Source organism: Caulobacter sp. KR2-114 (genome assembly GCF_049446115.1).
Taxonomy (GTDB): domain Bacteria; phylum Pseudomonadota; class Alphaproteobacteria; order Caulobacterales; family Caulobacteraceae; genus Acaudatibacter.
Genome location: NZ_JBMSEC010000001.1, coordinates 903,768 through 921,932 on the forward strand (window position 1 = coordinate 903,768; position 18,165 = coordinate 921,932).

The window sequence follows — 18,165 nt, forward strand, 5'->3', positions numbered from 1 at the left end:
GGGATGTGGACGACGCCGGGCTGGACGACCTTGTCGCCTTGCTGCCGCCCCTGCTGCAGTCGCTGGAGAGCCTGATCTTCGTCTCGCGCCACCTCGACCCGCCCCGACTGCCCGAGGTGATGGCCGCGGTCGGTGCGCCCGAGGCGGCGTTGCCCGCCCTGCGCGCCCGGCTGGCGGCCTGGCCCGAACGGCTGGGCGGCGTGCGCGGCCGCCTGGAGCTGGCCCTGGACGAGACGGTGGCGGCCTTCGAGGCCCTGCGCACCGGACCGGACGACCCGGACGGCCTGCGCGGCGCCTTTCGCGCCCTGCGCAGCCTGCCGCGGGCGATGGAGGCGCTCTATCCTCTGGCCGCCGGCCTGCCGCCGCTCAGCCGCTTCTTCCTGGAGCCAGGGGCCCGCGCTGACGCCGACCTGCTGCTGAAGCTGGTGCAGGCGCCGCCGCGCGAGGATGTGGGCGTGCTGCACGGCGGCGGCGAGCCGGGCGACCGCGGCGGATTCTCCCTCTATGTCCCGGAGTACTACAGCGACGACCGCGACTGGCCGGTGGTCTTCGCCCTGCACGGCGGCAGCGGCAACGGCCGCAGCTTTCTGTGGACCTGGCTGCGCGAGGCGCGCAGCCGCGGCGTGATCGTCGTCTCCCCGACGGCCATCGGCGACACCTGGGCGCTGAGCGGGCCGGATATCGACAGCCCGAACCTGGCGGCGATCCTGGACCAGGTGCAGGCGCGCTGGCGGATCGATGCGTCCCGCGTACTGCTCGGCGGCATGAGCGACGGCGGCACCTTCACCTACGTCAGCGGACTGGAGCCGGACTCGCGCTTCACCCACCTGGCCCCGACCTCGGCAGCCTTCCATCCGTTCCTGGCGGAAATGGCCGATCCGGAGCGCCTGCGCGGCCTGCCGATCTTCATCACCCACGGCGCGCGCGACTGGATGTTCCCCGTCGACATGGCCCGTGACGCCCACATCGCCCTGGACCAGGCGGGGGCGGCGGTGTGCTACCGCGAGATCGCCGACCTCAGCCACACCTACCCGCGCGAGATCAACGTCGAGCTGCTGGACTGGATGGGGGTGGGGTAGAGCCTCGCCCATCCCCGTCTGTCATCCCGGAAAGGCGCGCAGCGGCTTATCCGGGACCGCCGGAAGCGCTGGTCGTTCAATTGCGGCCAGCGCCGGCGTCTGCCGCGGTCCCGGATACTCGCTGTGCGAATTCGGGGATGACAGAGGGAGGAGCGACGAGCCCCCCTACGGCAGCACCTTCACCTCGATGCGGGTCACCGCGTAGACGCTGCGCGAGGGCTTCCTGTCGCCGTCGACGACCAGGCGGTACGGCGCGTCGTGGGCCGTGAGCGGGGCGCCGTCCATGCGGTCGGCGAGGATCACCGGGTGGGCCTGCACGCTGCCGTCGGTCTCGGCCAGGGACAGCACGGCGCGGAAGCCGTCGCCGCCGGTGACCACCAGGTAGTCCTTCACCGCCTCGGCGTGCACCCGCGCGGCCGTGGGGGCGTCGACCAGGCGCAGCAGCTCGGTCAGGCGCACGCCCTCGTAGGTGTGCGGCTGGCTGTGGTTGGTCATCACCGCCTGCTCGCGGTCGAGACCGGCCAGGGTCGCGGCGGTGATCTTCAGCGTCTTGCCGGTCGGACCGACGAGTACGGTCTCGGCGGGCGGGGCCGTGGGTGCGGGCGGGGGCGCAGCCGTCCCGGCGGCGGGCGCCTTGGGCGCCGGCTGGGCCAGGGCGGCGCCAAGCATGGCCAGCGCAAAGCCGCCGGCGGTGACGAGGCCGCGCACCGCGCTCATGCGCCGGCCGTAGCGGACGGCCGGGCGCGGATCGCCTCCAGCCAGCGGGCGATGTTGGCGTGCTCCGGCTTGAGCTGGAACTTCACCATCCGCGCGAAGTCCATGCCGATGAACAGCACCCCGTCGGCCAGGGTGATGCGGTCGCCCGCCAGCCATTCGCTCTCGCCGAGCCGCCGGTTGAAGAAGCTCATCGCCCGCTCGGCGCTCTGGCGGTTGTTGTCGGCCACCTCCGGCACCTGGGTCTCCAGCGCTGCCAGGGCGGGATGGCCGTGGCGCACGGCCAGCATCAGCGGCGTGGCCGCCATCATCTCGGCCCGGCGGGTCCACATCTCGATCTGCGCCGTCTCGCGCGCATCGCGACCGAACATGTTCGGCTCGGGATACAGGCTCTCGAGATAGCGGCAGATGGCCACCGACTCGGTGATCGTCGCGCCGCACGGCATGGTCAGGGCCGGCGCCTGGGGCAGGCCGGCGCGGGCGACGTATTCCGGCGTCTTGTGCTCGCCGGCGAAGAAGTCGACCGGCACGATCTCGATCGGGCCGTCCTCGCCGTCGATGCCCTTCTCGGCCATGAACCAGCGCACGCGGCGGGGGTTGGGCGCGCGGCGCGCGTCGTACAGCTTCATGGATGTCTCCGCTTCGACCCGCCTTCGAGTCTAGCGCCCGAACAGCTGGGACGGCAGAAGGCCCACGACCGAGGCCGTCATGCAAGTGGCCAGGAAGCCGGCCATCATCGCCTTCCACACCATGCCCATGACCTCCTTGCGCCGCTCCGGCGCCAGCACGGTATAGCCGGCGACGTTGATGCCGACGGAGGCGATGTTGGCGAAGCCGCACAGGGCGTAGGTCATGATCACCCGGGTGCGGTCGGAGATCACCGTGGCCGGCATCTTCGACAGGTCGATGAAGGCGGTGAACTCGGTGAGCACCAGCTTGACCCCCAGCAGCGAGCCGGCCGCGGGCGCCTCCTTCCAGCTGATCCCCAGCGACCAGGCTAGGGGGGCGAAGATCACGCCCAGGATCCGCTCCACGCTGAGCGGGGCGCCGCCGACGTTGGGGGCCAGGCCCATCAGCCCATCGACCATGGCGATCAGGGCGACGAACACGATCAGCGTGGCGCCGACGTTGAGCACGATCTGCAGGCCGTCGCTGGTGCCCTTGATCAGGGCGTCGATCGAGCTTTCGTAGGCCTTGGCCGCGCCGGTATCGAGGGCCTGGGGCTTCTCCGCCTCGGCGTCGCGCGGCACCAGGATGCGCGCCAGCAGCACCCCGGCGGGCGCCGAGATCAGCGAGGCGGTCAGCACGTGGGCGGCGGCGTTGGGCAGCACCGACTTCAGGATGGTGGCGTAGGCGACCATGGTCGAGCCCGACACGCAGCTCATACCGACCGCGATCAGCATGAACAGCTCGGAGCGCGACAGGCTGGCCAGGTACGAGCGGATGAAGATCGGGCCCTCCACCTGGCCCATGAACACCGTGGCGGCGGTGGCCAGGGCGGGCGCCCCGCGCAAGCCCATGGTGCGTTCGAAGACGATGCCGAAGGCCTGGGTGATCCAGCGCAGGATGCGCCAGTGCCACAGCAGCGCCGAGGTGGCGCAGACCACCAGGATCACCGGCAGCACCCGGAAGGCGAACACGAACAGGCTGCCCGGGTCGGTCACCGTGTAGGGCTGGGAATCGCCGCCGGCCAGGAAGCCGAACACGAACCGCACCCCGGCCTGGGTGCTGGCCGACAGGCCGTCCACCGCCTGGCCGATGCCCAGCAGCGCCCCGCGCGAGGCCGGCAGGCCGAACAGCAGCGCCACCAGGCCCGCCTGAACGGCGATGGCGCCGATGGCCAGCTTCCAGGGGAAACGGTCGCGCCGCTCCGACAGCAGCCAGCAAAGGCCGATGGTGAAGACGATGCCCACCAGGCTCTGGGCATTCTGCAGTTCGAACATGCGTCCCCCGACTCCGCCCCTGATCGCGGGACGAACGACGATTGATCCCCAAGCGGGGCGCCGGCGCAAGGGCAAGCACCCGCGGCCCGTCCGTCAGGCGGTCCGGCGCCCTAGCCTCGCCACCTTCCTCGTGCCAGGAGGGCGCATGACAGCGCGACGACTCCTGGCCGGCCTTGCGGCGATCCTGCTGATGCTGCCGCCCCTGGCCCACGCCAACGATCCGGGCGCCGACGGCCTGATCGGCCGGGACGTGCGGGCGGGCGTCGCCGCCGGCGGCAAGGTGTGGGTGTCGAGCTTCGGCGCCCTGGTGGCGATCGAGGAGGCCACCAACGTCCGCAAGGTGGAGATCCCCAACGGCCTGATCGACGTCGCCAAGTGGAAGGGCGAGGTCTGGGCGCTGCGCCGCCGCGCCGACCTTCCGGCGCCCCGGCCCGACCAGAGCCGCTACAGCATCTACGTGGTCAAGGCGGGGCGGATGTTCGAGCTGCCGCCGCTGCTGACCGGCACGGCCGACGGACCGCAGGGCCTGGCGATGTCCGCCTCCGGACCGCGGCTGGTCGGGCGCACGCACCTGTGGACCCTGGACCGTAACGCCTCGCGCTGGCGCGAGACCCGGGTGACCCGCCCCGCCGACCCGGCGGGCGCGGTGATGAGCCTGGCGGCCAGCGCCGACGGCCAGACCATCTACGTCGGCTGGAACGCCGGCCGCGACGGCGGGCGGCTGGAGCGGATCGCCACCGGCCCCGGCTCGGTCACCGTGCGGACCACCCTGCCCGTCACCGGCCTGGCCCCCGATCCGCAGCATTCCGCCTGCGTTCTGGCCGCCTACGGCCTGACGCAGGCGACCAGCAGCGGCAAGGTGGTGCGCGTGTGCGGCGACGCCGAGACCGTGGTGCTGGAACACAAGACGGCCGGCGCCGCCGAGCCGTTCTATGGCATCGCCGCGGACGGCGACACGGTGTGGGCCGCCACGGGTTCGACCCTGTTCCGCCTGACCCCGAAGGGCCAGGACCAGTTCCCGATCGGCGACTACGTCTGGCTCAGCGACCTGAAGGTCACCCGCCCGGCGCCGGGCGCGCTGCTGGTGCTCACCGACCTCAACCGCCACTTCTCCGCGGCGGGCTCGACGCCCCTGGTGATCGCCAATCCCTAAGGGCCTGCCTTCCCCCTCTCCCCGTCATCCTCGGGCGACAGTCCCGAGGATCCATGAACACGCGAGACGAAGTCGCGAGCGGCAGCGGAGCGACGCAGGAGGCTTCCGCGAACACGAACGCGCAACCGCTGTGCCGTGACGCGCCCTTTGAAGCGCGCCAATCGTTCGCCCGCGTTCATGGATCCTCGGCACAAGGCCGAGGATGACGGTGGGGAGAGGAACAGCCCCCCTACGGTGTGGCCCCGTTCATCCGCTTGAGGATCAGCACCGACACTTCCTGGCGCGGGGTGAAGTCCCTGTAGCGGACCTCGAACTGGGTGGGGCCGATCTTGCGCACGCCCTGACCGCAGAAGCTGACCAGGGAATCGGCGTCGCCCTTGTCGATGACCATGTGGAAGTCGCCGATCGGCGCCTTCCAGTTGGCCCCGGTCGAGAGGATGTATTCGATGCGCTGCTCGGTATAGGGCGCGAACTCGACGTCGGCGCGATGCGGGGTCGCGGCGATCGCCTTCAGGAAGCCGTCGTCGACGCAATAGTGGGCCCGCAGCCGCACGTACTGCGGGTCCTTGCGGAAATAGTCCGCGCCCCAGGACGTGCCGGCGGTCTCGCCCACCGAGGGTCGGTAGCGGTGCTCGACGACGATCTCGCGGCCGGCGGGGAAGGTCTGGCGCCAGAAGTACGTCGTCTTCAGGGTCCAGGTCGCATAGAGGTGGCGCTCCCAGCCCTTGCCGGCGTCGTATTCCATGATCTGGCCGAGGCCGAGGCGGATGATCTCGTCGCGCTTGGCCTTCGGCAGGGCGTCCAGCACCGTGTTGGTGGCCTGCAGATGCGGCGCGAGGGGCACGCCCAGCGCCCGCAGATAGGCCGTGCGGTCGACGCCGCGGGCGAACACCTTCTGCTCCACCTGCGCCGCCACGGCGCGGCCATCCACGGTGGTGTGGAAGTCCAGGAAGTTCACCGGATCCTGGGTCGGCACCGAGATGTTGTCGTCCTCGCCCTCGATGGTGATGTCGGGCATCGGAAAGGCGACGAGGATGGTGACGGGCCGCGGCGAGGTGTTGGCGAACCGGTAGCGCACGCGCACCGCCTTCGCCGAGATGAACAGGTCCTCGGACCGCATCTCCACGGCCGGGTCGCGCGTCAGCACCAGGCCGCCCGACTTCAGCTCGGCGCTGGAATCGTTGGCGCGCAGGGCGACGGGCGACAGCAGGGCCAGGGCCAGTCCGGCGGCGGCGATCGTGTGGCGGGCGGCAGGTCGGATCATCGGGCGCCTCCGTGGAAGCGCCACCTTGCCAGTTCCTGGCGGCAAGGAACATCGGGCCGGAGGCGAACCCCCGGCCCGAAGGACGCTAAGCCGTGACCGCGGCGGTCGCCGTGGTCGTACTGGCGGTGGTCGAGGCGCCGGACTGCGACTTCAGGGCCGAGATCAGATCGGACATGAGGCCGCCGACCAGGTCGGAGACCGCCTGGTACTGCGCCACCCCCTGCTCGGCCTTCTGCTGCTGTGACGACAGATAGCTGCTGAGCTCGGCGGTGGAGAGGGAACCATCGCCATTGCTGTCGGCGGCGGCGAAGTCGCTATCGGCCTGCGACGACGAGCTGGTCGTCGATGCGCTGGCCGAGGACGATCCGTCGGACGCCTCCACGTGGTGGTGATGGTGGTGGTGGCGCCCGCCCACGGAGCCGGACTGATCCGAGCTCTGCAGGCCTTGGTAGGCGCTCTCGAACTGGCTCTTGCTCATGGAGCCGTCGGTTCCGTAGGCGCTCTCCAGATTCGAGGCCGCCGAAGCGGGATCGAAGCTGCTGAGGGCGTCCTGGCCCTGCGGGTTCAGGAACGGGTCCTGGCCGAGGGATGAGCTGGAATCCGTCTGCAGCGACAGCAGGGACTGCAGGATTGCATCACTGAAACCCTGCGGGGCCATCGACAGAGACGTCGCCTGGGTCGTGGTCGTACTCGTCGACGACGATGACCCAGCACTATTTGCCGACGCGGGAACATTCTGCCCGATCGACTGAAACTCACTCTGAGAGAGAACGCCGTCCGCGTTCTTGTCCAAAGAGTTGAACAGCGACTGCTGCAGCTGCTGCAGCAAGGTCGATGTGTTGACTGAGGAGATGGTCATTGTGGTTTTTCCTCAAGTGACCGCGGCGTCACCGACCACCGCGGGCGCCGGGACAAGGGCGGCGCAGGCTCGAGGCGTGCGAAAATCGGTCCAGACGCGCTGGCGCCGTGGACCGGCGTCAGGGATTGCGGCGCGATTGTGGCGGGGCGGTTGCGGGGGTGAAGAGGTGGGAACCTTCCGAATGATCACCTCACCCCACCCACCGTCATCCTCGGGCGTCAGTCCCGAGGATCCATGAACACGGGAGGCGCATTCGCGAGCGGCAGCGGAGCGTCGCAAGGGCGGCAACCGCCCCGTCGTGGCGCGCCCTTCGAAGCGCGCCAATCGTTCTCACGCGCGCATGGACCCTCGGGACTTACGCCCGAGGGTGACGGCAATATCGGGGTCGATGGCACCCCCTATCTGCCCATCAGCTCCTTCACCAGCGCGGTGCGGCCGTAGACCTTGCTGAGCGCCTCGGTGATGGCGTCGGTGGATAGGGCGACCGTGCGGTTCAGGGCGCCGTCGTAGACGAAGTCGCCGGCGATGGAGTGGATGTTGCCGTCGAAGGCGTCGCCGATGATCTGGCCCTTGGCGTCCACCACCGGCGAGCCGGAGTTGCCGCCGAGGATGTCGTTGGTGGTAGCGAAGTTGAACACGATGGCCGGGTCCAGCTTGCCGCGCGCCGCCTCCCAGCGCGGCGACAGCCGGAAGGGGTCGGCCCCGGTGGCGCGGTCGTAGAGGCCGGCGAAGGTGGTGAAGGGGGCCACCTGATCGCCCTTGTAGGTCCAGCCGGCGACCTTGCCGTAGCTGAGGCGCAGCGAGAAGGTCGCGTCCGGATAGATGTTCGGCCCGTTGAAGGCGAAGCGCACCCGGGCGATGCGCTCGCTGGCGCGGTCCGTGGGCCCGGCCACCTCCTCCTCCCACAGCTGGCGCGCGGCGCGCGACACAGGGTCGGTGCGCAGCACGAACTGGATCATCGGATCGCTGGAGGCGGTGATGGCCGGCAGGCCGCCAGACCACAGGGCCCGGCGCACCGCCGGATCGGCCAGTTTCGAACCGTCGACCAGCCGGCGGGCCATGTCCTCGGGGCTCTCGCGGCCCAGCACCATCACCGTCGCCGGACTGTCGGCGCCCAGGTACTCGCGGGTCTTGGAGAGCCAGAACTCCAGGTACAGCACCTCGAGCCCCGGCTCGACGGCGGCCTTGTCGAACAGGGTCTTCTCGACCAGCGGCAGCCGCGAGTCGGCGAACTCGGGCAGGCGCTGGGTGGTCGGCTTGGCGCGTTCCAGCGCCCCGCGCACCAGGGTGCGGGCGTAGCGGTAGAGCTCCGAGCCGCCGCCGGCCGCGCCCTCGAGCTGGCGCCAGACGATGTATTGTTCGGCGTAGGCGTGCTGCAGCCGCTCGATCTCGGCCCAGGGGTCGCCGACCTCGGCCGACAGCTTGGGATCGGCCGCCAGACGGGCGCGCAGATCGGCCTCCTCCTTGCGGCGCTGGGCCATGAACTCGGGGTCGAGCAGCGCCAGCTGGCGACCGTAGAACACCTTGAAGGCGTTCTCCTGGCCGAACAGCTGGTCGGTGGTGATGCGGCGGTTCTCCGCGCTCTGTTCGGAGAACTGGATCAGCCGGCCGCGCAGCTCGGAGCGCTGCAACTCGGTGATCGGCAGGTTGACGTCGCGAAGGCTCTCCAGCTGGGCCACGGTGAACTGGCGCTCGCTGGCGCCCGGATTGCCGGAGACGAACACCGGCTCACCCGCCTGCGGCGCGCCCGAGGCCCAGGTCAGGTAGTCGGGCGTCGTGGCCGGCTTGCCGTCCTCGTACAGCCGCAGGAAGGCGCAGTCGAAGGCGAAGCGCGGGAAGTTGAAGTTGTCCGGGTCGCCGCCGAAGAAGGCGGCCGAGAACTCCGGCGCGAACACCAGCCGCACGTCGGCGTACTTGTGGTACTTGTAGACCTTGAACTGGCCGCCGCGGAAGAAGCTGATCACCTGGCAGCGCAGGTGCGGATCGCCGCCGCAGGCCGCCCGCTCGGCGCCGGACATCGCCCCCTCACGCGCCACCACATAGTCCTCGCCGAACTTGCCCGTCGAGGCGGCGAACACCTGGGCGGTGACGTCGGTGATGCCGATCAGCACCTCGGCCTGCACGCCGGGACACTTGCGCTCGTCGGTGCGCGCCTCGGTCAGGAACCCGTCGCGCACATAGTCCGCGCCGGGCGGCGACAGGTCGTGGGCGCACTCCATGATGCAATGCTGGTTGCTGAGCGCCAGGCCGTCGGCCGACACCACGGCCGCCGAACAGCCGCTGGTCAGGCGCACCGAGGCGGCGCGGACGTGGTCCAGCCAGGGGCGGTCCAGGCGCACGCCCAGGGATTGTTCCACCTGCACCGCGGGGAAGTCGTCGAAGGTCCACATGCCTTCGTCGGCGCGTGCGGAAGATGCGAACGGCAGCGCCAGCAGGGCGGCGACGGCCGCCAAAGCGAACTTGAACATCTTGGCCGTTGACGGACCTTCGGGTGTTTCCTCTGAAGATCGATTGTGCGCCATCGATCGGCCAAGGCCAAGCCCGCCTTACCGCGATTTAACTGGGTGCGGCGCGAGGGCGCGGATATCCCGCAGCCTGGGGTCGCAAACGGGGGTGGCTCATGTCGCTGGCCCTGGCGACGCTCATCTACGAATGGCGACGCTACCTGGCGGCGGTGATCGCCCTGGCCTGCGCCGGCCTGCTGGTGCTGGCGTTCGTCGGCCTGTTCGCCGGCATCATCAAGGCAGCGACGGCCAACATCGAGCGCGCCCGCGCCGAGATCATGATCTTGGCCCCCAAATCCGAGAGCCTGGTCAATTCCTCGAACGGCCTGCCGGTGCGCATCAAGCCGCTGATCTACATGAACCCGGAGGTGGTCGAGGTCGGCGTGCTGGAAGGCAATGGCGGCCAATGGGTCAACATCCCCAAGCCGGGCCAGAAGCAAGTGTCCAGCTTCGTCGCCATCCGCGTAGTCGACACCCGGCCGGGCGCGGTGACCCTGCCGGTGGACTATCCAGAGTCCATCCGCCTGGCGCTGACCGAGCCGGGCGCCGTGGTGGTCGATAAGACCGCCCTTTCGCGCCTGGGCGTCAAGGTCGGCGACAAGGCTTCGCTGAACGGACACACAGTCTATCTGCGCGGCGTGCTGACCGGCTACGCCAACGTCAACAACGTTGACGTGGTGATGAGCCGCGACACCCTGCGGCGGCTGGGCATGGGCGATTCCGGGCCCCGGTCCGGCCCGCTGATGGTGCGCATCCGCAACCCCGCCCGCGCTGAGCTCGTGCGCGACCAACTCAACGCCGTGGCGCACGGCGCCTACCGGGCCTGGACGCGCGACGAACTGGCCAAGGCGAACGAGGGCGCGCTGCTGAAGGAACAGATCATCGGCCTGATCCTGGCGTTCGCGGTGGTCATGGGCGGCGGGATCGGCATCGCCATCACCTCGATGACGCTGCGCGGCGCGATCCTGGCCAACATCAAGGAGTTCGCTTCCCTGCGCGCGCTGGGCGTGTCGATGGGTTCGCTCAGGCTGATCGTCGTGGAGCTGTCGCTATGGGTTGGCATCGCCGGCATCGTCGCCACCGCGATCCTGACCTCCCTGATAAGCCTGCTGGCCGCGTCTATCGGCCTCCCCATGGTGTTCCGCCCGCCGATGGTGATCGGGGTCAGCATCATGCTGATTGTCGTCGCCGCCCTGTCGGGCCTGATCAGCCTGGGGGTGCTGAAGCGCAGCCAGCCGGCGGATCTGCTGCGATGAACGCCGCCGTCCTCAAACCCCCGCCCACCGCCCTCGTCGCCAAGGGCCTGGTCAAGCGCTTCAAGACCGGCCGCACCCACATCGAGGTGCTGAAGGCGGTGGATTTCGACGCCCGGCACGGCGACGTGACCATGGTCATGGGTCCCTCCGGCTCGGGCAAGTCGACCCTGGTGGCGGCGCTGTCGGGCCTGCTCAAGCCCGACCAGGGCGAGGTGCAGGCGCTGGGCGAGAGCCTCTGGGACCTGCCGTCAGGTCGGCTGGACAAGTTCCGTCTGGATCACTGCGGCTTCATCTTCCAGGGCTTCAACCTGTTCAGCGCCCTGACCGCCCTGCAGCAGGTGACCACGGTGCTGAAATACCAGGGCCACGCCCCCGCGGTGGCGCGCCGGATGGCGGTGGACGCGCTGACGGAGGTGGGCCTGGCGGGGCGCATGCACCAGCGCCCGGCCGAACTGTCCGGCGGCGAGAAGCAGCGGATCGCCATCGCCCGCGCCCTGGCCAAGCAGCCGAAGCTGCTGTTCGCCGACGAGCCGACCTCGGCCCTCGACGGCGAGAACGGCCAGATCGTCATCCGCCTGCTGCGGCGGGCGGCCAAGCAGCACGGGGCCGCGGTGATCTGCGTGACCCACGACCCGCGGCTGGAAGCCTACGCCGACCGGGTCATCCACATCGAGGATGGCCGCATCCTGGACGACCAGCGCCGCGAGCCCAGCATCGCCGCCGACCAGCCCCCCATCGGAGCCGACTGATGCCCGCCTTCCTCAGACGCCGCGCCTTCTGGATCGTGCTGGTCGCGATCCTGCTCGCCGGGGCGGCCGGCTTTGCCATGCTGCGCCAGGCCAGGGCGCATCAGCAGGCGGTGTCCGTCGCCGCCGCAAAGCCGGTGGACAGCCCCTATGCCGCCATCGCCGCCGGCAAGGCCGACGTCGAGGGCGGGGTGATCCAGGTGGCGGCCCGCACCCAGGGCGTCGTGCGCGAGGTCTATGTGCAGGAGGGCGACAAGGTCGCCAAGGGCCAGATCCTGGCGCGCCAGGAAGACGACGTGCCGCGCCTCGCCGCGCAGACCGCGGCGGCCGACGTCCAGTCCGCCCAGGCGCAGATCGCCGCCACCGAGGTGCAGGTGCGCACGGCCAAGCGTGAGTACGACCGCCTGGCGCGCCTGGCCGCCGGCAACTGGATCGCCGGCCAGCAACTGGACCAGGCCCGCGACGCCATCGCCGCCGCGCAGGCGCAGCTGCAGGCCCAGCACGCTGCGGTGGCCGCAGCCCAGGCCCGGCTGTCGCAGGCCCGCTACAGCGAGGAGCTGACCATCGTCCGCGCCCCGGCGGACGGCCGCATCGCCCGCCGCTACGCCAACCCCGGCCTCGGCGCCTCGACCCTGAACGTCTCCACCATGTTCGACCTGGAGCCGGCCACGCGGCGCATCGTGCGCGCCGAGCTGACGGATGCGGCGGTGCCGTTCGTGACCATCGGCCAGAGTGTCGAGATCCTGTCGGAATCCGACCCCACGCACGTGTTCAAGGGAACGGTGCTGCGCCGGGCGGCTGTGTTCGGCGCCCGCAAGCTGCAGTCCGACGATCCGTCAGAACGCAGCGACGACCGGGTGGTCGAGGTGGTGGTCAGCGCCGACGGTTCGCCCTTCCTGATCGGCCAGCGGGTGCTGGTGAAATTCCTGAAGCCTGGCGCAAGGCCGGCCGGCTGACGACCGGATCTCAGAAGCCGGCGAGCACGGCGACGGGCCGCCGCCGGGCGGGCGGGTCATTGTCGTTCGCCGCGCCCAGCCGGCTCAGGTCCGACCGGCAACGCGCGCCCAGGATCCGGAGCACGGCCGCCACGTGCCGTTCCACCGTCGTGCGATGCAGGTTGAGGTAGGCGGCGATCTCGGCGTTGCTGTCGCCTGCGAGGATGCAAAGGGCGACCTCGTGCTGCCGCGTGGACAGGGTCTGCAGGAGGGCGTCGATGTCTGACACTGGAAACTCGGCCTTTCGGGAGGGCTGAAGAAACGTCCTGCAGCCTAGGCGTCCGGGCGCCCCGCCATCCATTGGGCGCTGGTAGCGGCGGATGCCAAGTGCGGATAGCGAAGCTATACCTTGGTATAGGCCTCAGGTTCTCCGCCGCCCCGAATGGCCCTGGCGGCGGATAGCAGACGGAGGAGGTCGGCGGGCTGGAACGGCTTGGCCAGGCATTCCAGCGCGCCAGCCGCCATCGCCCGCTCGCGGAAGGCCGGGTCCAGGCGCGAGGTGATGAACACCACCGGCATGCGCCAGGGCTGGGTCTGCAGGGCCGCCAGCAGCGCCAGCCCGTCCATGCCCGGCATCTGCATGTCCAGCAGCAGGCAGAAGACCGCCTCGTGCGGACCGGCAGCCATGAAGGCCTCGGCCGAGGGGAAGGCCAGCACCTCCATCCCCATGGCCGCCAGCAGGCCGCCGAGGGCGTCCCGGAAGGACGCATCGTCGTCGACGATGGCGACGCAGGGGGAGCGTGCCGCGGGCATGGATCCGGTTCCTGGCGGAAAAGGGACCGGCGACGGAACGGACCGCCGCCGAGGCGCCCGCAGCCTCGCGCCGGTAGCCGGGAAATTGAAGCCGTGCTTTGGCCTCGCGCGACTATACCAAGGTATCGGCAGGCTTGCGGCCGATCGTCAGGGACCGGCGGCGCGCAGGCCCAGACGATCGGCCATGCGCACCAGCTCGGGCAGGGACGCGGCCTGCATCTTGCGCATCAGCTGGCTGCGGTGGACCTTCACGGTGACCTCGCTGAGACCCAGGTCACCGGCGATCTGCTTGTTCAGCCGCCCCGCCGTCACCTGGATAAACACCTCCCGCTCGCGCTGCGACAGCGCGGCGTAGCGGGCGCGCAAGTCGGCCAGGCCGGCCTGCTGGGCCGCGTGGCTGGCATCGCGTTCCAGGCCCACCTGGATCGCGTCGAGCAGGTCCTGTTCGCGGAACGGCTTGGTCAGGAATTCCACGGCGCCGGCCTTCATTGCCCGCACCGACATCGGGATGTCGCCGTGGCCGGTGACAAACACCACCGGCAGCGGCCGGCCCCTGGCCGCAAGCTCGTCCTGCAGGTCGAGGCCGCTGCGTCCGGGAAGGCGGACGTCCAGCACCAGACAGGCGGGGCTGGGCGGGGGCTCCGCAGCCAGGAACTCCGTCACGGAACCGAACAGCCGCACCTGAAAGCCCACCGAGCGCAACAGCCCGTCCAGGGCCTCGCGGACGGCGGCGTCGTCGTCGACCACGAGCACAGTCCCGGCGGACGGGGTCATCGGCCCGGCCCTCGCCTGCCCGCCGCGACGGGGAGGGTGAAGCAGAAGCAGGCCCCGCCCCCCTCGGCGGGCTGGGCCCACAGCCTGCCGCCGTGCGCCTCGATGATGTTGCGCGAGATCGCCAGTCCCAGACCGACGCCGCCGGGCTTGGTGGTGAAGAAGGGATCGAACAGCCGCGCCGTGGCCTCGGCGTCCAGTCCGGGACCCTGGTCGCTCACCTCCACCCGCACGGCGTCGGCTCCGTCGGCCGCAGCGCTGACGCGCAGCGTTCCACCGCCGCCGGCGCGCATGGCCTCCAGGCCGTTGACCACCAGATTGAGCACGACCTGCTGCAGCTGCACCCGGTCCCCGAACACCCTGGGCAACCGGCGCGGAACCGCCCATTCGATGGCCGAGCCGGACCGGCGCTGCTCCGGCTCGACGAACAGCTTGAGATCCAGCAGCGCCTCGGCGAGGTCCACCGGCGCGAAATGCGTTTCCTGCCGCGCCAGCAGGGCCCGCGTGCGCTGCACCACCTCCGCGGCGCGGTGGGCGTCGCGCAGGCCGCGGCGCAGGGCCTGGCGCGCCTGGGCCAGGTCCGGCGGATCGCGATCCAGCCAGCGCAGGCCCGCCTCGCAGTTGGTGGCCGCCGCCGCGATCGGCTGGTTGATCTCGTGGGCGATGGTCGCGGCGAACTCGCCGACAAGACTCAGCCGGGTCGCGCGGGCGAGGTCCGACTGGGCGTCGCGCGCCGCCGCCTCGGCCGACAGGCGCGCCGCCTCCGCGGCCTTGAGCTGCTCGCGCGCCTCGATGGCGGCCATGGCGAAGGCCAGTTCGCCGCCCAGTTCGTCGAACACCGCCACTTCCTCGGGCCCGAAGGCGTCCGGCGTCTGGGCGTAGATCATCAGCACGCCGGCGACACGGCCCTCGCGCCGGAACGGCACGGTGGCGCTGGAGCGGATGCCGAAGCGCGCCGCCTCTTCGCGCCAGGGGCCGAAGATCGGATCGGTCGCGGCGTCGCGCATGAACAGCGGATGGCCCGAGCGGATCGAGCGGCCGGCCGGCCCGTCCCCGCCTGGCTCGCCGGAAATGGCGCTGATCCGCAGGTTGTCGAAATAGGCGCGGGCGGGACCGGCGCCGGCGACCAGGCGAACCGGGCCGACCCCAGGGGTCACCAGGCCCACGCCGGCCAGCACATACTCGCCCTCGCCGACGATCGCCGCGCAGAAGCCGGCGACCAGGTCTTCCAGCGTCTCCGAGTGGATGAGGGCGGACGCCGACCGCGCGTAGGCGCGCAGCGCCCAGTTCATGCGCCTCAACTCGGCTTGCGACGGCGCGGTCGCTTCCTGCCTCACGTCGCTTGCCATGCGGTCCGCACGCCGCGCCCCTCCGCTCACCCCGGCTCTATAGGCAATTGCCGCCCCCGTCGCCGTTGACATGGCGCAAGCTTGGCCGGCGAGGCTGCGACCGCTTGACGCTCCGCGGCGCCGGCGCGCAAAAGGCGCCCACCAGAAACCCCTCTTCAACGGGAGACTATGCGATGGCGGACGTCCGCTTCGACGGCAAGGTGGCGATCGTGACGGGCGCCGGCGGGGGCCTCGGCCGCCAGCACGCGCTGGAACTGGCGCGGCGCGGCGCCAAGGTGGTGGTGAACGACCTGGGCGGCTCGGTGGACGGCTCCGGCGGCTCCTCCGAGGCCGCGCTGAAGGTGGTCGAGGAGATCAAGGCGCTGGGCGGCGAGGCGATCGCCAACGGCTCGTCGGTGACCGACGACGCCGGCGTGGCGCGCATGGCCAAGGACGCCATGGACCACTGGGGCCGGATCGACATCCTGATCGCCAACGCCGGGGTGCTGCGCGACAAGTCCTTCTCCAAGATGGAGATGAGCGACTTCGACTTCGTGCTCGACGTGCACCTGATGGGCACGGTGAAGTGCGCCAAGGCGGTGTGGGAGATCATGCGCACCCAGAACTATGGGCGCATCGTGGTGACCACCTCGTCGTCGGGCCTGTACGGCAACTTCGGCCAGACCAACTACGGCGCGGCCAAGCTGGGCATCATCGGCTTCATGAACACGCTGAAGCTCGAGGGCCAGAAGAACAACATCCACGTCAACGCCATCGCGCCGGTGGCGGCCACGCGGATGACCGAGAACCTGATGCCGCCGGAGATCCTCAAGCGGCTGGCGCCGGAATATGTGACGCCGGGCGTGGTCTACCTCTGCTCGGAAGAGGCCCCCACGGGCACGATCCTCACCGCCGGCGCGGGCGCCTTCGCGGTGGCCCGCATCTATGAGACCGAGGGCGTCTACCTCGGCGAAGGCGGGCTGTCGGTCGAGGAAGTGCGCGACAACTGGAGCAAGATCGCCGACGAGGCCGGCCAGAAGGCCTATTTCGCCGGCGGCGAGCAGAGCCAGAAGTTCTTCCGCAAGATGTCCGGCGGCTGACCCGACGGAAAGTTACCCCCCGATCACGGCGTCTTTGGCTGGAATCATCCAAAGCCGTGATCGATTCCAGACTTTTGGAGCGGGTCGCGGGCGGAACACCGGGGCCACTTTTCCTCGACCCGCTCTGGCGCCGCGCAGGCTTTCTGATCACCGGTCAGGAAAGCGCTTGCGCGGCGCAGCCCGGGCCGCCATGTGGAGGTCAAGCGTCCGAAGAGACGTGCTTTTTTTGACCCAATTGCCCAGGAATCTCCCGTGACGACGGCGCCCTCCGCCTCCCTGGCGACCCCTCGCCTCAACTTCTTCAATGTGTTGGCGTTCTGCTCGCCGGGCCTCGCCCTGGGCAGCTACGCGGTCGCCTTCTCGGTGTTCCTGCCGCAGTACTACGCCAGCCACATCGGCATCTCGACGGCGATGGTCGGCAACGCCTTCGCCATCGTGCGCCTGATCGACATCTGGCTGGATCCGTTCCTGGGCCTCGGCATGGACCGGACCCGCACGGTGATCGGCCGCTATCGGCCCTGGCTGCTGATCGGCGGACCGGTGCTGGCCTTCGCCTCGTACATGGTCTTCATGGCCAAGCCGGGCATCAGCGTGAACTACGTCATCCTCTGGGTGCTGGTGTTCTACCTCGGCACCTCGCTGATGAGCCTGGCGCAGACGTCCTGGGCCGCCAACATCGCCCCCACCTATGACGCCCGCTCGCGCCTGTTCGGCGCCCTGTCCGCCGTCGGCGTGGTGGGCGCGGCCATCATCCTGCTGATGCCCAAGGTCATGCACGTGGCCAAGTCGAGCGACCCGTCCCTGATCCAGACCATGGGCTGGTTCATGATCATCGCGGCCCCCGCCGGCTGCTTGCTCGCCAGCGTGGTGACGCGCGAGCCGATCGTGCAGACGGCCCATCACCAACAGGTGCGCCTGAGCGAGTACTGGGCGCTGATCAAGCGCCCCGAGGTCGCCCGCATCCTGGCCGCCGACTTCTGCCTGGCGCTCGGCCCGGGCTGGATGGCGGCGCTGTACCTGTTCTTCTTCCGAGATTCCCGCCACTTCACGACGGCCGACGCCAGCCTGCTGCTGTTCGTCTACACCATGGCCGGCCTGATCGGGGCGATCGTGCTGGGGCGCCTGGCCACCCGCTTCGCCAAGCACCGCACCCTCATCGGAGCCAGCACCCTGTATTCGCTGGGCCTTATCCTGCTCTACGTCATGCCCAAGGGCCAGTTCATCATCGACGGCCCGTTCATGTTCGGCATGGGCTTCCTGGCCACGGGCTTCACGCTCCTGGTGCGGGCCATGGTGGCCGACGTCGGCGACGTGGTGCGCCTGGAGACCGGCCAGAACCGGGTCGGCCTGCTCTACGCCCTTGTCACCGGCACCCAGAAGGCCGCCGGCGCCCTGTCGATCTTCTTCACCTTCAATGCGCTGCAGTTCGTCGGCTATCAAACCAAGGAAAACCTGCACAACACGGCGGCCGCGATCTCGGGCATGGAGATGACCTACCTGATCGGGCCGATCGGCTTCGTGATGCTGGGGGGCGCCTGTTTCCTGGGCTACAAGCTCGACGCGGCGCGGCACGCCGACGTCCGACGGCAGCTCGAGGAACGCGACGCCATGGTGCCGGAGTCGCCGGTGCTGGAAGGCCTGAGCAGCGACGTCGCCCTGCCGGGGAACGTGCCGGGAGCCTCCTGAGCCCTTCCCCTGAG

The 18,165-nt window shown here is 70.2% G+C and carries 17 protein-coding genes; 7 read left to right on the plus strand and 10 right to left on the minus strand.

What is annotated here, in order from left to right:
* The first annotated feature begins 5 nt into the window (after positions 1-5).
* On the plus strand, positions 6-1,079 hold the full coding sequence (locus ACO2Q3_RS04045; protein ID WP_423305228.1) for a hypothetical protein: 1,074 nt from the start codon (positions 6-8) through the stop codon (positions 1,077-1,079).
* 165 nt (positions 1,080-1,244) lie between these two features.
* Here ACO2Q3_RS04045 and ACO2Q3_RS04050 read toward each other — a convergent pair whose 3' ends face one another.
* The 3 genes from ACO2Q3_RS04050 to ACO2Q3_RS04060 are packed head-to-tail and all read right to left on the minus strand — an operon-like array spanning position 1,245 to position 3,736.
* Positions 1,245-1,796, minus strand: coding sequence for a molybdopterin-dependent oxidoreductase (locus tag ACO2Q3_RS04050; protein WP_423305230.1), 552 nt, complete (start codon positions 1,794-1,796; stop codon positions 1,245-1,247).
* The gene (locus ACO2Q3_RS04055; RefSeq protein WP_423305232.1) at positions 1,793-2,422 is read right to left on the minus strand and encodes a glutathione S-transferase family protein; all 630 of its coding nucleotides are present in this window, start codon (positions 2,420-2,422) and stop codon (positions 1,793-1,795) included. Before ACO2Q3_RS04055 ends, ACO2Q3_RS04050 begins: the two co-directional genes overlap by 4 nt.
* Positions 2,423-2,452: 30 nt before the next feature.
* The gene (locus ACO2Q3_RS04060) at positions 2,453-3,736 is read right to left on the minus strand and encodes a NupC/NupG family nucleoside CNT transporter (RefSeq protein WP_423305234.1); all 1,284 of its coding nucleotides are present in this window, start codon (positions 3,734-3,736) and stop codon (positions 2,453-2,455) included.
* A 145-nt stretch (positions 3,737-3,881) separates the two neighbouring features.
* Here ACO2Q3_RS04060 and ACO2Q3_RS04065 point away from each other — a divergent pair, with 145 nt between their 5' ends.
* Positions 3,882-4,889, plus strand: coding sequence for a hypothetical protein (locus ACO2Q3_RS04065; protein WP_423305236.1), 1,008 nt, complete (start codon positions 3,882-3,884; stop codon positions 4,887-4,889).
* A gap of 229 nt (positions 4,890-5,118) precedes the next feature.
* Here the strand turns inward: ACO2Q3_RS04065 and ACO2Q3_RS04070 are convergent, their stop codons facing one another.
* The 3 genes from ACO2Q3_RS04070 to ACO2Q3_RS04080 all read right to left on the minus strand — a co-directional run bounded on the left by ACO2Q3_RS04070 (position 5,119) and on the right by ACO2Q3_RS04080 (position 9,480).
* Complete coding sequence (locus tag ACO2Q3_RS04070; protein WP_423305238.1) at positions 5,119-6,153, minus strand: DUF4424 domain-containing protein; 1,035 nt, start codon at positions 6,151-6,153, stop codon at positions 5,119-5,121.
* 85 nt (positions 6,154-6,238) lie between these two features.
* A complete protein-coding gene (locus ACO2Q3_RS04075) occupies positions 6,239-7,012 on the minus strand; it encodes a hypothetical protein (protein WP_423305240.1) in 774 nt (257 codons plus the stop codon).
* Positions 7,013-7,410: 398 nt separating this feature from the next.
* Positions 7,411-9,480 carry a S46 family peptidase gene (locus tag ACO2Q3_RS04080; protein ID WP_423305242.1) on the minus strand — a complete coding sequence of 690 codons (2,070 nt, stop codon included), beginning with the start codon at positions 9,478-9,480 and terminating at the stop codon, positions 7,411-7,413.
* 152 nt (positions 9,481-9,632) lie between these two features.
* Here ACO2Q3_RS04080 and ACO2Q3_RS04085 point away from each other — a divergent pair, with 152 nt between their 5' ends.
* The 3 genes from ACO2Q3_RS04085 to ACO2Q3_RS04095 are packed head-to-tail and all read left to right on the plus strand — an operon-like array spanning position 9,633 to position 12,474.
* Positions 9,633-10,772 carry an ABC transporter permease gene (locus tag ACO2Q3_RS04085; RefSeq protein ID WP_423305244.1) on the plus strand — a complete coding sequence of 380 codons (1,140 nt, stop codon included), beginning with the start codon at positions 9,633-9,635 and terminating at the stop codon, positions 10,770-10,772.
* A complete protein-coding gene (locus tag ACO2Q3_RS04090) occupies positions 10,769-11,521 on the plus strand; it encodes an ABC transporter ATP-binding protein (protein ID WP_423305246.1) in 753 nt (250 codons plus the stop codon). Before ACO2Q3_RS04085 ends, ACO2Q3_RS04090 begins: the two co-directional genes overlap by 4 nt.
* Complete coding sequence (locus ACO2Q3_RS04095; protein ID WP_423305248.1) at positions 11,521-12,474, plus strand: HlyD family secretion protein; 954 nt, start codon at positions 11,521-11,523, stop codon at positions 12,472-12,474. Before ACO2Q3_RS04090 ends, ACO2Q3_RS04095 begins: the two co-directional genes overlap by 1 nt.
* Positions 12,475-12,484: 10 nt before the next feature.
* Here ACO2Q3_RS04095 and ACO2Q3_RS04100 read toward each other — a convergent pair whose 3' ends face one another.
* From ACO2Q3_RS04100 to ACO2Q3_RS04115, 4 genes are all read right to left on the minus strand, one after another.
* Positions 12,485-12,742: a helix-turn-helix domain-containing protein gene (locus ACO2Q3_RS04100; protein WP_423305250.1), complete on the minus strand. Its 258-nt coding sequence runs from the start codon at positions 12,740-12,742 to the stop codon at positions 12,485-12,487.
* Between the two features lie 113 nt (positions 12,743-12,855).
* Positions 12,856-13,266, minus strand: coding sequence for a response regulator transcription factor (locus ACO2Q3_RS04105; RefSeq protein ID WP_423305252.1), 411 nt, complete (start codon positions 13,264-13,266; stop codon positions 12,856-12,858).
* 147 nt (positions 13,267-13,413) lie between these two features.
* A complete protein-coding gene (locus ACO2Q3_RS04110; RefSeq protein WP_423305254.1) occupies positions 13,414-14,040 on the minus strand; it encodes a response regulator transcription factor in 627 nt (208 codons plus the stop codon).
* Complete coding sequence (locus tag ACO2Q3_RS04115; protein WP_423305256.1) at positions 14,037-15,329, minus strand: sensor histidine kinase; 1,293 nt, start codon at positions 15,327-15,329, stop codon at positions 14,037-14,039. The genes ACO2Q3_RS04110 and ACO2Q3_RS04115 overlap by 4 nt, the downstream gene beginning before the upstream one ends.
* Positions 15,330-15,559: 230 nt before the next feature.
* Here ACO2Q3_RS04115 and ACO2Q3_RS04120 point away from each other — a divergent pair, with 230 nt between their 5' ends.
* Together ACO2Q3_RS04120 and ACO2Q3_RS04125 are read left to right on the plus strand one after the other, a co-directional pair.
* Entirely contained in the window at positions 15,560-16,465 is a 906-nt protein-coding gene (locus ACO2Q3_RS04120) for an SDR family oxidoreductase (RefSeq protein WP_423305259.1), read from the plus strand.
* A gap of 252 nt (positions 16,466-16,717) precedes the next feature.
* On the plus strand, positions 16,718-18,151 hold the full coding sequence (locus ACO2Q3_RS04125; RefSeq protein WP_423305261.1) for an MFS transporter: 1,434 nt from the start codon (positions 16,718-16,720) through the stop codon (positions 18,149-18,151).
* The last annotated feature ends 14 nt before the right edge of the window (positions 18,152-18,165 follow it).